The organism is Saccharopolyspora rosea, from assembly GCF_025643595.1.
In the GTDB taxonomy this organism is placed as follows: Bacteria; Actinomycetota; Actinomycetes; order Mycobacteriales; family Pseudonocardiaceae; genus Saccharopolyspora; species Saccharopolyspora rosea.
Window position 1 is genome coordinate 3,242,237 of the sequence record NZ_CP102826.1, and the last position, 14,694, is coordinate 3,256,930.

A 14,694-nucleotide genomic window follows, 5' to 3' on the forward strand; every position below is an offset into this window, starting at 1 on the left:
GCACACCAGGGAGGTAGCGTGATCGTCTCCAGATCCAGCATGCCTCGTGCCGCCGCCGCTTGGGCCCCGAGCTCGGCGATCGTGGCGCCACGCACCGCCAGCGACCCCCTCATCGGCCACGCCGCGCGTTCCTCCGCGCTGCGGCTGTCGGTGGAGTGGCCGGCTCCCGGGGTGGTGGTGGTCAGCATGAGCGGGGAGGTCGATCTGGCCACCGTTCCCCGGCTGACCGAACTGATCCGACAGCGTCTGACCGCGGCCGCACTGCACGCGGTCGTGCTGGATCTGTCGGAGGTGTCCTTCGCCAGCAGCGCCGCGTTGGAACTGCTGCTGCACTGCGAACGACGCTGCGAGCACCGCGGCATCGGCCTGTACGTGGTGCCCGGCGAGGGAGCCGTGCGGCGCCTGTTGCGCGTCGCGGGCCTGTGCCGGCACTTCTCCTGCCGCGGCAGCGCCGCCGAGGCGGTCGCCGACGCCGGCAGGTGACTCACCCGGCGCCGCGCGCCAGGTGGTCGGCCAGCGGCGCCCAACCCCCACCGGGAGCATACGGACCCCACGAGCCGGGATCGTTGGACCAGTACCACCAGCCCGCCCGGTATTTCCGGGCCTCGGCCAGCACGTCGTCGACGTAGTCCAACGCACCCGGCTTGGTCGCGTCCAGGCCGAACTCACCGACCACCAGCGGCGCGCCCAGCCGCCGCGCGGTGTCGGCGTTGGTGGCGAACCACTGCCGGATCCGGTGGTGCACCAGGGTTTTCACCGCGCCGGTGTAGGACTGGCCGGAGTCGATCAGCGCCGGGTACAGGTGCGGCGCGTAGGCCAGGCGCGCAGTCCCGGGCCGCGGATCGGACAGCCGCGCCAACGCCGAGGGCAGCCCCTGGTTGACGCCGAAGGACTGCGGTTCGACGAACACCCAGTGCCCGCTGTCGACGGTGCGGATCGCCTCGATCGTGCGCTGGTACAGCGGGCCGAGCAGCCGACGCTCGAACACCGGCCACGGCACGCTGCCACCCCACGGCTCGTTGAACAGGTCGTAGCCGAGCACGGCGGGCGAATCGGCGAAGCGGCCGGCCACGTGCCGCCACGCGGCCGCGAAGTGCTCGGCGAGTTCGGGATGCTGCCCGGTGGTGCCCCAGAAGTGGTCGAAGGCGCGGGTCACGCCCGGCTGCAGGTAGGTCAGCTCCCACGGCTGCTGGACCGTCGCGGGCAGACCGTCGAAGTGGCTGGCCCACGCCGGGGCGCCGTCGTTGCGGCCGTTGCCGGACACCGCCGGGCCCCACATGTCCTGGTGCATGTCCAGCACCACCCGCATCCCGGCCCGCCGGTAGTCCTCGACGCGGCGGGCCACCGCGTCCAGGTAGCCCTCGTCGTAACGCCCCGGCTCGGGCTCCACGCGCGACCAGTAGATCAGCAGGCGCGCCGAGTCGGACCCGATCCGGTCGGCTTCGGCGGCCAGGTCGGCGGCGGAGGTCCAGGGCATGGCGTCGGGGGAGTCCTTGGAACTGCCGCCGTTGTTGAACCCGTGCCCGACGAGCGGACGCCCGGAAAGATCGGTGAGCCCGGCGGCCTCGGCGTGCGCGGGCACGGCCACCGCGGCGGGCAGCAGGAGCGCGGTCAGCGCGGTCAGCCATCGCCGGACGATCATGTCCGATCACGGTAACCGAACCACCACCAAATGTGAATAACTTTCGTAAAAGTGGGTGTCGGTGCCCGGTCAACCTCGGACGGCACGCCCGCCTGCCCATGGCCGACCTCCGCGCCGCCCTGACCGCCCTCGGCCACCACGACGTGCGCACCTACCTGGCCAGCGGCAACGCCATGTTCACCGCCACCGGCACCGACACCACCACCCGCAACTGGCGCACCGTGACCGCCCTGGCCGACCTCGCCACCCGATGACCGTCCACAGTGCTCACCACGCCCGGTGACCGGGATCACCGCACACCCGCCTACAGCCGCCGACGCCCAGCTGACACGCTGTCAACGCAAGGGGGCCGCGGACGGACCAGACCGCACGAAACACCGAAACCACCCCGGATCCGGCCGCGGGAGGGGACACTGCACGATCGTGACCGGATCTGTTGAGCACAGCCCCAGCGCCACGGTGCGCGCACCCGGCATCCAGGCCCCACCCAGCCTCGTCGACCTCGCCACCAGCACGCTGCGCCGCATGCTCATCACCGGCGACCCGCGCTGCGGCGACCGCATCGTGGAAAACCGGCTCACCCGCGAACTCGGCATCAGCCGCCCACCACTGCGCGAAGCCCTGCGCGTGCTCGAACACGACGGCCTGGTCCGCCAACTACCCCGCAGAGGCGTCATCGTCACCCCGCTGACGCTGCACGACATCTACGAGATCTGCACCCTGCGCACCGAATTCCAACGCCTCGCCGTGCACCTGGGCGTCCCCGCCACCCACCCCGCACGCCTGGACCGCTGCCACCGCGCCCTGCACCGACTGCACACCGCCACCGACCTCGCCGGTCACCTCGAAGCCACCTTCGAGTTCCACCTCGCCCTCGTCGGACTCAGCGGCCACCACCGGCTCGAAGCGGCCTACCGCTGCCTGCAACTGCAACACATGCTCGCCGCCGCCCTCATCCGCCAACCCCACGTCGACCACGAGACGCTGCGAACCGACACCGAACGGCACCGGCAACTGCTGACCACCATCGAACACGGCCACCCCGACCACGTGCTCGCCGAACTCGACCGGCACACCGACCGCACCTTCCTGCACGGCATCGAGACCAAAGTGGACTGACACACCGACGTGGCGCTGCGCTGGCTGCGCCACCAACGACAGGAGGAGCAGTGAACACCCCCCGACCGTTGACCCTCACCCTCGACGGCACCACCCCGCACATCGACCCCACCGCCTTCGTCGCACCCGGCGCCACCCTCATCGGACGCGTCCACCTCGCCGCCCGCACCGGCGTGTGGTACACCGCCGTGCTGCGCGGCGACACCGAACAGATCACCATCGGCGCCGACACCAACATCCAGGACGGCTGCGTCGTGCACGCCGACCCCGGCTTCCCAGCCACCCTCGGCCGCGGCGTCACCGTCGGACACCGCGCCGTCCTGCACGGCTGCACCATCGAGGACCACTGCCTCATCGGCATGGGCGCCGTCGTGATGAACGGCGCCCACATCGGCACCGGCTCCCTCATCGCCGCCGGAGCCGTCGTCCTCGAAGGCACCCAGATCCCACCCGGCAGCCTGGTCGCCGGAACCCCCGCCAAGATCCGCCGCGAACTCACCGACGACGAACGCCGAACCCTGCAGCTGTCCGCCGACCAGTACATCCAGCTCGCCGAACGGCACCGCACCGCCCTCGGCCACTAACCCCCGCACGCACGACAAAGGCCGCGGTCACCCGACCGCGGCCCCGCACACAGGCCGGCGGAGCGCCCAGGGAGGAGGAGACGCCCCGCCGAACACCGCCACCCGCAGATCACCCCGGGTGGGCGCCCACCGCATCGCGCAACTCGCCACCCATCGCCACATCCGACTGCCGCGCACAATGCGCACAGCAGAAGAACCGGCCGCTGGCCTCCACACCGTGCCCGAGGATCCGGCACCCGCAGTGCTCGCACAACGGCGCCAACCGCTGCGCCGCGCACTCCAACGAATCGAACGTGTGCACCCCGCCACCTTTGGTGTGCACCTCGAAGCTCATCCAGTAGTCGTTACCGCACACTTCACACGTCGCCATCGCCCTCACGCCCTCCGCACAACCTGCCGACACCCCGCAGCATGCGACCCCGCGCATGCATCGGCAACCGCGACCTCCCACCACCCCCACCGGGCTGTGCCATGATCGCCACCACCGGCCGGACACGGGGGAGAACCATGCACGACGACCGCACCCACGTCGAACAACGGATCGACCGCGTCCTCACCGAACGCCTGCGCCCCGCCGTGCACCCCCACACCGCACCCTGCGGCCTCGCCGTCTGGCACGTCCCCGGCGAACCCGTACCCGCCGCCCAAGCCATCCGAGCCGACTACACACCCACCGACATCGGCACCCCCTGGGGACCACCCTGGTCGACCAGCTGGTTCCGACTGCACGTCACCGTCCCCGAACACTGGCACGACCACACCGTCGAAGTCCTCGTCGACCTCGGCTTCGACGCCGACCGCCCCGGCTTCCACTGCGAAGGGCTCGCCCACACCCACGACGGCACCCCCATCAAGGCCCTCAACCCCCGCAACACCCACATCCCACTGGGCCACAACGCCGCAGGCACCCACCGCACCCTCTACGTCGAAGCCGCCGCCAACCCCCTCATCCTCGGCCCCCACGGCTTCCAACCCACCCCGCTCGGCGACCCCGCCACCGCAGGCCACGAACCCCTCTACCGCCTCAACCGCGCCGAAGTCGCCATCCTCGACCACACCGTCCACGAACTCGTCCACGACATCGAAGTCCTCGACCAACTCATGCGGCAACTCCCCACCGACACCCCACGCCGCCACCAGATCCTGCGCGCCCTGGAACGCGCCCTCGACCACCTCGACCTGCGCGACATCAACGGCACCGCCGCCACCGCACGCGCCCAGCTCACCGACGTGCTCACCCGACCCGCCCACGCCAGCGCCCACACCATCACCGCCGTCGGCCACGCCCACATCGACTCCGCCTGGCTGTGGCCGCTGCGCGAAACCATCCGCAAAGTCGCCCGCACCACCGCCAACGCCACCGCCCTCATGACCGAACACCCGCGGTACCGCTTCGCCATGTCCCAGGCCCAACAACTGGCCTGGCTCAAACAACACCACCCCGACCTGTTCGCCCGCGTCCGCACCTTCGTCCACACCGGACAGTTCGTCCCCGTCGGCGGCATGTGGGTCGAATCCGACACCAACCTGCCCGGCGGCGAAGCCCTCGCCCGCCAGTTCATCCACGGAAAACGCTTCTACCTCGACGAATTCGGCATCGAAACACGCGAGGTCTGGCTCCCCGACTCCTTCGGCTACAGCGCAGCCCTCCCACAACTGATCATCCAATCCGGCTCCCGCTGGTTCCTCACCCAAAAACTCTCCTGGAACCAGACCAACCGCTTCCCGCACCACACCTTCTGGTGGGAAGGCATCGACGGCACCCGCGTGTTCACCCACTTCCCACCCGCCGACACCTACAACAGCGAACTCACCGGCGCCGAACTCGCCCACACCAGCCGCAACTTCGCCGAACACGGCCACGCCACCCGCTCCCTGGTGCCCTTCGGCCACGGCGACGGCGGGGGAGGACCCACCCGCGACATGCTCGCCCGCGCCTACCGCACCGCCGACCTGGAAGGCTCACCCCGCGTCCAACTCGACACCCCCGAAGCCTTCTTCACCGCCGCCGAAACCGACCACCGCGACCCCGCGATCTGGACCGGCGAGCTCTACCTCGAAAAACACCGCGGCACCTACACCTCCCAAGCCAAGACCAAACAGGGCAACCGCCGCAACGAACACCTGCTCCGCGAAGCCGAGCTCTGGGCCACCACCGCCACCGTCCACACCGGACGCGACTACCCCCACGACACCCTCGACAGGCTGTGGAAACACCTGCTGCTGCACCAATTCCACGACATCCTGCCCGGATCCTCCATCGCCTGGGTGCACCGCGAAGCCGAAACCACCCACCGACACCTGACCACCGAACTCACCACCCTGATCACCGAAGCCCAACGAGCCCTGGCCGGAGAACCCGGCGACCGCCCGATCACCTTCAACGCCACCCCGCACACCCACCACGGCATCCCCGCCCTCGGCGCCACCACCGCCCACCAACCCGCACCGCCCACCACCGCCACCCGCGACACCGACGGCAGCACCGTCCTCGACAACACCCTGCTGCGCGTCACCATCGACCCGCGCGGCCTGATCACCTCAGCGCACGACCGCACCGCCGACCGCGAAGCCCTCGCCGCCCCCGCCAACCTCCTGCAACTGCACCCCGACCACCCCAACGCCTGGGACGCCTGGGACCTCGACGAGTTCTACCGCCACCGCACCCACGACCTCCTCGACCTCGACGAGATCACCCTCGACGGCACCAGCGTCACCCTGCGCCGCACCACCGGCCGCACCACCATCCGGCAACGCATCACCCTGCCCGCAGGCCAACGACGCATCGACATCGACACCGACATCGACTGGCACGAAACCGAAACCGTGCTCAAAGCGGCCTTCCCGCTCGACGTGCACACCGACACCAGCAGCGCCGAAACCCAATTCGGCCACATCCGCCGACCCACCCACACCAACACCTCCTGGGACGCCGCCAAATTCGAGATCTGCGCCCACCGCTGGATCCACGTCGGCGAACCCGACTACGGCCACGCCCTGACCAACGACTCCACCTACGGCCACGACGTCACCCGCCACCCCCGACCCGGCGGCGGCACGACCACCACCGTGCGCCTGTCCCTGCTGCGCGCACCCCGGTTCCCCGACCCCGACACCGACCACGGCCCCCACCAACTGCGCTACAGCCTGCTCATCGGAGCCGACATCACCGACGCCGTCCGCGACGGCTACCGCATCAACCTGCCCACCCGCACCCTGCCCGGCAGCCGCGACGTCACCCCACTGCTGACCATCGACGCCGACAACGTCATCGCCGAAGCCGTCAAACTCGCCGACGACCGCTCCGGCGACGTCGTCGTCCGCCTCTACGAAGCCCGCGGAACCCGCACCCGCACCCACCTCACCACCGGCTTCACCACCACCTCGGTCACCCGCACCGACCTGCTCGAACGCCCCCAGCACGACCCCGAACCCACCGACGGACACCTGCTCCTGGACCTGCGCCCCTTCGAGATCCGCACGCTGCGCTTCACCCGCGACCGACCCGCGTCATGACCCCCCACCCGACCAGTCCCACGCGCGCACACCCCGCGACGAAAGGGACGCCGTGGACCGGTTCGCCGACTTCCTGCGCCTGCAGATCGACATCGACCTCGAACTGCTCCGCCTGGCCCGCGAACGAGCCGAAGCCGGAACCGAACCCGCAGCCGCACACCTGCGCGGCTTCCGCGAATGCGAGCTCAAAACCCGCCTGCTCACCACCCACCGCTGGTGCGGCCGCGGCAGCGGACCCTGCGACCGGCTCGGCGAGAGCTACCCACCCGAGGACGAACGCGGCTGCCCGACCCGCGCCCTGCTCGGCCTGCCCTACGCCGACCGCCCCGGCTACGCACCCCGCTGGCGACCCTGAACCCGGGGGAGAGCGGTCAACACCCGGGGCCCGCCATCGGTGACCGCCACCGTGTGCTCGGAATGGGCGGTGCGCGAACCATCGGCCGACCGGATCGTCCACCCGTCGGAATCCACCACGATCCGGTCCGTCGTCCGCGCGAACCACGGTTCCAATGCCAGCGTCATGCCCGCCCGCAACCGCAGCCCCCGGCCCGCCCGACCCCGGTTGGGCACGTGCGGATCCTCGTGCATCGTCCGGCCCAACCCGTGCCCGCCGAACTCCGTGTTGACCGGATAGCCGTACTCCGCGGCCACCGCCTCGATCGCCGCCGACACATCCCCCAACCGGTTGCCCGGCCGCATCGCGGACACAGCGGCCTCAAGCGCCTCCTCGGTCGCCCGCACCAGCCGGAGATCCTCGGCCGCCGCGGTGCCCACCACGACCGTGCGCGCGGCGTCGGCGACCCACCCGTCGATCTCCACCGCGAGATCCATCGTCAGCACGTCCCCGTCGGCCAGCGCGTAGTCGTGGGGGAGCCCGTGCAGCACCGCGTCGTTGACCGACAGGCAGATCACGTTGCGGAACGGACCGTCGCCGAACGACGGGGCGTAATCCCAGTAGCACGACCGGGCCCCGCGACGGCGGATCCGGTCGCGCACGTAGTGCTCCAGATCGAGCAGGTTCACCCCCACCCGGGCCCGCTCGCGCAGCTCGTCCAGGACCTCCGCCACGAACGCCCCGGTGATCCGCATCCGCTCGATCTCGGCCGGGGACTTCAACTCGATCACGCACGCCTCCACAAGGATCGGTATAGTTATACCAATCGTAGCGGGTAGCGGTATTCAAATACCAACCGTATCCTGGTGACGTGGTCCGCAACCCGCTCACCCCTCAACAGATCGAGGCCGGACGGCGCCTCGGAGCACTGCTGCGCGAAGCGCGAGCCGACCGCGAGCTCGCCGAAGTCGCCCACGCTGCGGGCATCTCACCGGAAACGCTGCGCAAGATCGAGACCGGTCGACTCCCGAGCCCGTCGTTCGGCGCCATCGTCTGCCTCAGCGACGCCCTCGACCTGCCCCTCCAGCACCTCGCCACCACCTGGCGCGACGGCCTGCGCCTGCCGGCCGCCTCCTGACCGCCGGCAACAGGGGAGCGGTGGCCCGCTTCGCACGTCGCACGACTGCGCGAACGACTCCTGGGGTCGGGACGCGACCGGTCGCAACGGCCGAACCACCCTCGGCGAGGAACTGTGGGGGAGCCGACCATGGCCAAGCGCATCGTCACCAGCACCGGCGAGTACGAACAGGCCGGTTCCGCAACCGGGGCTGTGCCTCGGGGAGCTGACCTACTTCTACGACGCCATCCACCTCGCTGGCGGCCACCGAGCACGCCCGCACGGCGGCCGAACTTTCTCCATTTGATGGATAATGTACGTTATCCATCAAATGTGGACAGGGGTGCGGGTCCTGCCTTCCCGGGGGATCGGACTCCGCGCCCCGGTGATCGGCGCCTCCGCGTGCGCTCCCGTCGCCGATGTCCGGGTCATCGCAGCCGCCGTTGCTCCGAAGCGCCGACAGCTCCGAAGTGTCCTGCGGGCCGCCTCGGACCCGGGGCTGTTCGACGCCGAGCTGATCACGCATCGCGGCGAGGAACCGTGCGACGCCGCTCTCAGGATCATCACGACAGATCCGTCACAGTGACGAATATGCGGTGCTTGTCCTGGTCCCGCTGGAGCCGGGACGGGAGATCCGCTGCGGCGTCCCGACGGCCTTCTTGCCGGGCGTCCGCCCGTTCCTCGCCGTCGCGGCCGGCGCTGGAGTCAGCGCGCGGCACCGACCGCGGCGGCCGCGACGCGGCGGAGTCGCGCGCCCATCGCCGACGTGCGGAATTCCTTGTTGTGCGGTGTTTTCCGAGGCGCCCGGCGACGTCTCCCCGGGATGATCATCGCAGGTCAACTGAGCGCCGATAATGTACATTATGTCAAGTAGTTGATCTGCGGGCCTCCTCCGCCGGGTCCGCGTGCCGCGTCGTGCCGGTGTCGGGAGCTGCTACCGGGCGACGCGTTCTGCCGTGCGGGGAAACGACGTCTGCCGCGAACGTGTCGGGGGGCTTAGTGTTGTGCGGTATGGCAGCGACGGTGGTGTTGGTGCACGGCAGTTTTCTCGGGCCGTGGTCGTGGAGCGACGTGACGGAAGTTCTGGAGCGGTTCGGGGTCGGGTCCGTGGTGGTCGATCTGCCCAGCGGGTTCGACGGGGTTCGGGGTGCGGCCGGGGATCTGCACGACGACGCGGCGTCGGTGCGCGAGGCGCTGGACGCGGTGGGTGGGCCGGTCGTGCTGTGCGGGCATTCGTACGGTGGCGCGGTGATCACGGAGGCGGGTGCGGGGCCGCATCCGGCGGTGCGGCACCTGGTGTACGTGGCGGGGGCCGTGCCGGATGCCGGGCAGAGTTTGACCGACCTCTCCCCTCCCCCTGTGCTCGGTGTTCGGGAGTCGGTGCGGTGGCGTCCGGACGGGATGTTGGAGCTGGACGCGGTGTCGGCCCGGCAGGCGCTGTTCCACGACTGCTCGGTGGAGCGGGCCGAGCAGGCGGTGGCGTTGTTGCGGCCGAGCAATCCGGTGATCGGTGGTCAGGCGGTGCGGGCGGCGGCGTGGCGGGGCGTGCCGTTGACGTTGGTGCGGGGTTCTCGGGATCGGATGCCCGAGTTGGTGTCGCGGGCGGTGCCCCGCGGTGAGGTGGAGACGGTGGTCCTGCCGACGGGGCACTGTCCGAATTGGAGTCGTCCGGACCTCCTCGGCGAGGTGCTGGCCGAGGTGGCGTGTTCGACCGGGTAGGCGGTCGGTGGAGAGGCGCGCGGGACGGGTTCGCCGTGGGTGGTGTTCACGGGCGTTCCTCGGGACCGGGTGCGGCGCCGAGGTGGTCGTTCCGCTGCGCGGTGCGCGGTTCGGTCTTCGAGGTCACGGGGTGAACCGGGCGGCGTAGCGCTTCTGCCAGGGTGTTTCCACGGCTCGGTGGTGGTAGTGGCGGCGGACGAAGGCGACGGCCTCCTCCCCCGGCACTCCGTCGATCACGGCCAGGCAGGCCAGGGCGGTGCCGGTGCGGCCGCGTCCGCCGTGGCAGGCGATCTCGACGCGTTCGGTGGCGGCGCGTTCCCAGGCTTCGTGCAGCACGGCGCGGGCCTGGTCGTGGTCGGTGGGCAGGCGGAAGTCGGGCCAGCGCAGCCAGCGGCTCTCCCAGGTGACCTCGGGCGGGGTGCGGCCGAGCAGGTGGACGGCGAAGGTCGGGTCCGGGCCGTCGGGGCGCGGGTCGCGCAGGCCGCGGCCGCGGACGAGGCGTCCGGACGGTAGCCGCAGCACGCCGGTGGCCGTCGGGTCCCAGGTGTGGATCATGTGGTCACTGTAGGCGCCGGCCGGGTTGTGTTCCGCCGGTCACGTGTGCTGTTGGGGTCGTGCGCGGTTCAGGGCGGCGGTGACGAGTTCGGCGGTGTCGGCGGCGATCTGGCCGTCGGGCAGTTGGAGGGTGTCCTCCAGGCCGATGCGGGTGTCCAGGCCGCGGCGGGTGGCGAGGTCGAACACCGGCCACGCGCCGGCGGCTTGGCCGTGCAGCAGGACCGGGACGGTGGCGGGGCGGAGTCGTTCCAGCAGTGCTTCGGCGGTTCTGGGGGCGCCGCGGGCGGTGCGGTCGGTGACGCGGGCGTGCACGCGCAGCACGTGGTGGCGCAGGGGTGAGCGCAGGAACTGCTCGTCTGCGTCGGTGCCGGAGTGCAGCACGGCTTCCACGGCGATGCCGCGGTCGAGCAGGGCGCGGGTGATGTCCTCGGCGCCGGGCTGGTGCCAGGTGACGGTGGCGTGGTCGGGCAGGACGGTCCAGGCGCGGATGGCGGTGGTGCGGGTGCGCGCGTCGGGTGCGGTCCAGGCGTTGGTGGTGATGCCGACGGGTGTGGTGGGGGCCGCGGCGCGCACGGCGCGGAGGGTGGCGGCGACGAGGTGGGGGTCGAGGCTGTCGGTGCCGTCGGGTGCTTTGGGGTGCAGGTGCAGGTCGGTGGCGCCGGCGGCGGTGCTGTCGGCCGCTGCTTTGGCGAGTTCTTCGGGGCGCACCGGCAGGTGGTGGTGCTCGCGCGGGGATCGGGAGCCGTTGAGGCACGCCTGCAGCATGTCGTGATTGTCCCCTGTTCCGGCCGGGTGCGGGTAGCCGGACACGTGGCGTGGTCTCGGGTCAGCGGGGTCGGATGATGCCGCGTTGCAGTGCGGTGGTGATCGCGGCGGTGCGGTTGTCGACGCCGAGTTTGTCGTAGATGTGCACGAGGTGTGTTTTGACGGTGGCTTCGCTGATGTAGAGGGCTTTGGACAGGGCGCGGTTGGACAGGCCCTGGGCGAGCATTTGCAGGATTTCGACTTCGCGGGGGCTGAGTGCGGGTTCGGGGCGGCGCAGGCGGCCGAGCAGGCGTGCGGCGACGCCGGGTGCGAGGGCGGTTTGGCGGCGGGCGGCGAGTTTTACGGCCTGGCACAGCTCGTCGGGTGGGGCGTCTTTGAGCATGTAGCCGGTGGCGCCGGCTTCGACGGCGGCGAGGATGTCGGCGTCGGTGTCGTAGGTGGTGAGCACGAGCACGGGTGGTCCGCCGTTGGCGGTGATGCGGCGGGTGGCGGTGACGCCGTCCATGCCGTGGGGCATCTGCAGGTCCATGAGGACGGTGTCGATGTCGGTGGTGGTGAGGGTGTCGAGGGCGGTGTGGCCGTCGGGTGCTTCGGCGACGACGGTCATGTCGTCGCGGTCGTCGAACATGGCGCGCAGTCCGCGGCGCACCACGGGGTGGTCGTCGACGAGCAGCAGGCGCAGCGGGGTGGGCATCAGGGCGTCTCCTGGCCGGTCAGGGGCAGGCGGATGGCGACGGCGGTGCCTTCGCCGGGGGCCGATTCGACGTCGAGGTGTCCGCCGAGGGCGGTGATGCGTTCGCGCAGTCCGGTGAGTCCGAAGCCGGTGCCGTCGGGTCGGGGGTGGGCGGTGGCGGGGTCGAAGCCGGTGCCGTCGTCGTAGATGTCGAGGGTGACTTCGGTGTCGAGGTAGGCGAGGGTGAGCACGGCGGTGCGGGCGGCGGCGTGGCGGGTGACGTTGGCGAGGCTGGCTTGGGCGGCGCGCAGCAGGGCGACGTCGTAGTGGGAGGGCAGGGCGGTCGGGTGGCCGTCGAGGTGCAGGCGGCAGGTGGTGCCGGTTTCGCGTTCGGTGCGTTCGCAGAGGCGTTGCAGGGCTTGTGGCAGGGGTGCGGTGCTCAGTGACGGGGGGCGCAGGTCGCGGACGAAGCGGCGGGCTTCGTCGAGGTTGTCGGCGGCTACGCGGCGGGCCTCGTCGATGCGGTCGCGGGTTTTGGCGGGGTCGTCGGCGGTGTCGGCGGCGCGCAGCAGCAGGACGATGCTGGAGAGTCCTTGGGCGAGGGTGTCGTGGATTTCGCGGGCGAGGCGTTCGCGTTCGGCGGCGATGCCGGCTTGGTGTTGGGAGGTGGCCAGTTCGGCGCGGGTGCGGGTGAGGTCTTCGATGAGTCTCGGCGGCGTTGTTCGTTCTCGGTATAGAGGGCGGTGTAGGCGGAGGTGATGATGACGGCGAACAGGGCGCCGAGGACGGGTCCGAGGACCATGCCGGTGGTCCAGGTGCCTGCGTGGGCGATCTGGGCGGTGATGACCAGGCCGGTGACCGTGGCGACGGCGAGGACGGCGTGTTTGCCGCGCAGCAGGTGCATGTGCAGGAAGAACAGCGGGAAGGCCAGCCAGGAGTAGTCGGTGCTGGCGGCGAGCAGGGCGGCCCACAGGGTGGTGACGGTGGCCAGCCAGGCGGTGGCGGCGCGGCGCGCGCGGTGGCGGCGGACGAGTTCTCCGGCGGCGTAGACCGCGGCGAGTGCGGTGGCGCCGGCGAGGGCGGCGAGGCCGTGGGCGGGGGTGTCGCGGGTGAGCAGGACGCGGGTGGTGGCGAGTGCCAGCAGGGCGAAGAAGCCGGCGTGCAGGCCCAGTCGCAGCAGCCGCAGGATTGTCGCTCCGGGTGGTTCGTGGCTGGTCATGGGCTCCTTTCGCACGGTGTGGACACCCTAGTGGGCTCCAGGCTGCCCGCCGGGTGGTGGTTCGGGCATCGATCGTTCGGTTGAGTGCGGGGTGGGTGGGAAATGCGTTGCCGGGTGGCGGGGGTGGTGACTACCGTCTCCCCTGTCATTTAGATCTAAAGGAGTTGTGGTGCGAGAGATCATCGTGACGGGCGGCGGCACGGGCATCGGCTACGCGGTGGCGGCGCAGTTCGCCGCGGCGGGTGACGCGGTCACCATCACCGGGCGGCGTCGAGAGGTCCTGCGTGCGGCCGCCGAAGAGCTCGGGGCGCGGCCGGTGGTCTTCGACGCGGCCGACCCGGACGCGGTCACCGCTGCCCTGCCGGAGCTGCCGGAGCGGGTGGACGTGCTGGTCAACAACGCCGGGGGCAACGTCGATTTCGACGATGCCGGGGCCGGTGACGGGCTCGCGGACGAGGCCCGGCGGTGGCAGGCCAACTGGCGGGCGAACGTGCTCTCGACCGTGCTGATGACCAGGGCGCTGACCTCGCGGCTGGCCGACGACGCGCGGGTGGTCACCATCGGGTCGATCGCGGCCCGCACGGGCGCCGGGTCCTACGGGGCGGCCAAGGCGGCCGTGGAGGCGTTCACCGCGGATCTGGCCGCGCAGCTGGGACCGCGCGGGATCACCGCCAACGTGGTGGCCCCGGGCCTGGTGGGGCGCACGGAGTTCTTCCGCGACCGGCTCAGCGACGAGCGCCGCGACGCGCTGGTGGACGCGACGTTCACCAAGCGGGCCGGGGTGCCCGAGGACGTCGCGTCGTTGGTCGGGTTCCTGGCCTCCCCGCAGGCCGGGCACGTCACCGGCCAGGTGGTGCACGTCAACGGAGGTGCCTACCTGGGCCGGTGACGGTGGGCCCGGGTGTCGGGTCGGTCAGGGGCGGTCGTCGGCGCCGAAGCGTTCGGTGAGGTCGCTCAACAGGATCCGCAGCAGGTCGGCGAGCTGGTCGCGTTGCCGGTCGTCCAGGGCTCGCAGCAGCGTCTCCTCGTGGCGCAGCAGGTCCTCGACGCGGTCCTCGATGAGCTGGTGGCCGGCGTCGGTGAGTTCGACCTGCACCTGGCGGCCGTCGGCGCCGCCCTTGTGGCGGCGCACCAGGCCGCGTTGTTCGGCGCGGGCCACCCGCTGGGAGATCGCGCCCGCGCTGACCAGCGACTGGCGGGCGATCTCCCCGGCGGGCAGCCGGTAGGGCGGGCCCGCGCGGCGCAGCGTGCTGAGCAGGTCGCGGGTGGCGGCGTCGAGCCCGAGTCGGGCGTTGGTGCGGCGGCGTTCGTCGTCGAGCAGTTTGGCCACCCGCCAGATCCGGGTGATCACGCCGATCGAGGACACCGGAATGCCGGGGCGTTCGCGCTGCCAGGCTTGCTGGATGCGGTCCACGCCGTCCTGGTGCGGGGCCGTGCTGTCGGACATGTCG

At 71.2% G+C, this 14,694-nt stretch carries 17 protein-coding genes and 1 pseudogene; 9 read left to right on the plus strand and 9 right to left on the minus strand.

Annotated features, from left to right (window positions below):
- Positions 1 to 18 precede the first annotated feature (18 nt).
- Positions 19 to 483, plus strand: a complete 465-nt coding sequence (locus NV263_RS15020) for an STAS domain-containing protein (protein WP_263253916.1) — start codon at positions 19 to 21, stop codon at positions 481 to 483.
- Between the two features lies 1 nt (position 484).
- Here NV263_RS15020 and NV263_RS15025 read toward each other — a convergent pair whose 3' ends face one another.
- On the minus strand, positions 485 to 1,642 hold the full coding sequence (locus tag NV263_RS15025) for a glycoside hydrolase family 5 protein (RefSeq protein ID WP_263253917.1): 1,158 nt from the start codon (positions 1,640 to 1,642) through the stop codon (positions 485 to 487).
- A 32-nt stretch (positions 1,643 to 1,674) separates the two neighbouring features.
- Between NV263_RS15025 and NV263_RS15030 the strand changes: the two genes are divergently transcribed.
- From NV263_RS15030 to NV263_RS15040, 3 genes are all read left to right on the plus strand, one after another.
- Positions 1,675 to 1,896 (plus strand): DUF1697 domain-containing protein, encoded by a 222-nt coding sequence (locus tag NV263_RS15030; RefSeq protein WP_263253919.1) that lies wholly within the window; start codon positions 1,675 to 1,677, stop codon positions 1,894 to 1,896.
- A gap of 169 nt (positions 1,897 to 2,065) precedes the next feature.
- Positions 2,066 to 2,761 carry a GntR family transcriptional regulator gene (locus tag NV263_RS15035; protein WP_263253921.1) on the plus strand — a complete coding sequence of 232 codons (696 nt, stop codon included), beginning with the start codon at positions 2,066 to 2,068 and terminating at the stop codon, positions 2,759 to 2,761.
- A 50-nt stretch (positions 2,762 to 2,811) separates the two neighbouring features.
- Entirely contained in the window at positions 2,812 to 3,345 is a 534-nt protein-coding gene (locus NV263_RS15040; protein WP_263253923.1) for a gamma carbonic anhydrase family protein, read from the plus strand.
- A 109-nt stretch (positions 3,346 to 3,454) separates the two neighbouring features.
- Here the strand turns inward: NV263_RS15040 and NV263_RS15045 are convergent, their stop codons facing one another.
- Positions 3,455 to 3,715 carry a Prokaryotic metallothionein gene (locus NV263_RS15045; protein WP_263253925.1) on the minus strand — a complete coding sequence of 87 codons (261 nt, stop codon included), beginning with the start codon at positions 3,713 to 3,715 and terminating at the stop codon, positions 3,455 to 3,457.
- 137 nt (positions 3,716 to 3,852) lie between these two features.
- Between NV263_RS15045 and NV263_RS15050 the strand changes: the two genes are divergently transcribed.
- A complete protein-coding gene (locus NV263_RS15050) occupies positions 3,853 to 6,861 on the plus strand; it encodes an alpha-mannosidase (protein ID WP_263253926.1) in 3,009 nt (1,002 codons plus the stop codon).
- 31 nt (positions 6,862 to 6,892) lie between these two features.
- Positions 6,893 to 7,216: pseudogene (locus tag NV263_RS15055) on the plus strand (DUF6221 family protein); the annotation flags it as partial.
- Here the strand turns inward: NV263_RS15055 and map are convergent.
- Positions 7,192 to 7,986 (minus strand): type I methionyl aminopeptidase, encoded by a 795-nt coding sequence (gene map, locus NV263_RS15060; RefSeq protein ID WP_263253929.1) that lies wholly within the window; start codon positions 7,984 to 7,986, stop codon positions 7,192 to 7,194. The pseudogene NV263_RS15055 and the gene map sit on opposite strands and share 25 nt — an antisense overlap.
- Before the next feature lie 80 nt (positions 7,987 to 8,066).
- Here map and NV263_RS15065 point away from each other — a divergent pair, with 80 nt between their 5' ends.
- Together NV263_RS15065 and NV263_RS15070 are read left to right on the plus strand one after the other, a co-directional pair.
- Positions 8,067 to 8,333, plus strand: a complete 267-nt coding sequence (locus NV263_RS15065) for a helix-turn-helix domain-containing protein (protein WP_263253931.1) — start codon at positions 8,067 to 8,069, stop codon at positions 8,331 to 8,333.
- Positions 8,334 to 9,323: 990 nt separating this feature from the next.
- Positions 9,324 to 10,031: an alpha/beta fold hydrolase gene (locus NV263_RS15070; protein WP_263253933.1), complete on the plus strand. Its 708-nt coding sequence runs from the start codon at positions 9,324 to 9,326 to the stop codon at positions 10,029 to 10,031.
- A 123-nt stretch (positions 10,032 to 10,154) separates the two neighbouring features.
- On the opposite strand, the gene NV263_RS15075 is transcribed toward NV263_RS15070, so the two are convergent.
- From NV263_RS15075 to NV263_RS15095, 5 genes are all read right to left on the minus strand, one after another.
- Positions 10,155 to 10,586: a protein-tyrosine phosphatase family protein gene (locus NV263_RS15075; protein ID WP_263253935.1), complete on the minus strand. Its 432-nt coding sequence runs from the start codon at positions 10,584 to 10,586 to the stop codon at positions 10,155 to 10,157.
- A gap of 39 nt (positions 10,587 to 10,625) precedes the next feature.
- Positions 10,626 to 11,351, minus strand: a complete 726-nt coding sequence (locus NV263_RS15080) for a 3-keto-5-aminohexanoate cleavage protein (RefSeq protein ID WP_263253937.1) — start codon at positions 11,349 to 11,351, stop codon at positions 10,626 to 10,628.
- Positions 11,352 to 11,412: 61 nt separating this feature from the next.
- The gene (locus NV263_RS15085) at positions 11,413 to 12,045 is read right to left on the minus strand and encodes a response regulator (RefSeq protein ID WP_263253938.1); all 633 of its coding nucleotides are present in this window, start codon (positions 12,043 to 12,045) and stop codon (positions 11,413 to 11,415) included.
- Positions 12,045 to 12,638, minus strand: coding sequence for a sensor histidine kinase (locus NV263_RS15090; RefSeq protein WP_263254206.1), 594 nt, complete (start codon positions 12,636 to 12,638; stop codon positions 12,045 to 12,047). Before NV263_RS15090 ends, NV263_RS15085 begins: the two co-directional genes overlap by 1 nt.
- Positions 12,524 to 13,243, minus strand: a complete 720-nt coding sequence (locus NV263_RS15095; protein WP_263254473.1) for a hypothetical protein — start codon at positions 13,241 to 13,243, stop codon at positions 12,524 to 12,526. Before NV263_RS15095 ends, NV263_RS15090 begins: the two co-directional genes overlap by 115 nt.
- A 169-nt stretch (positions 13,244 to 13,412) precedes the next feature.
- Here NV263_RS15095 and NV263_RS15100 point away from each other — a divergent pair, with 169 nt between their 5' ends.
- Positions 13,413 to 14,132: an SDR family NAD(P)-dependent oxidoreductase gene (locus NV263_RS15100; RefSeq protein WP_263253939.1), complete on the plus strand. Its 720-nt coding sequence runs from the start codon at positions 13,413 to 13,415 to the stop codon at positions 14,130 to 14,132.
- A 24-nt stretch (positions 14,133 to 14,156) separates the two neighbouring features.
- Here the strand turns inward: NV263_RS15100 and NV263_RS15105 are convergent, their stop codons facing one another.
- Positions 14,157 to 14,690, minus strand: coding sequence for a MarR family winged helix-turn-helix transcriptional regulator (locus NV263_RS15105; RefSeq protein WP_263253941.1), 534 nt, complete (start codon positions 14,688 to 14,690; stop codon positions 14,157 to 14,159).
- Between the last annotated feature and the right edge of the window lie 4 nt (positions 14,691 to 14,694).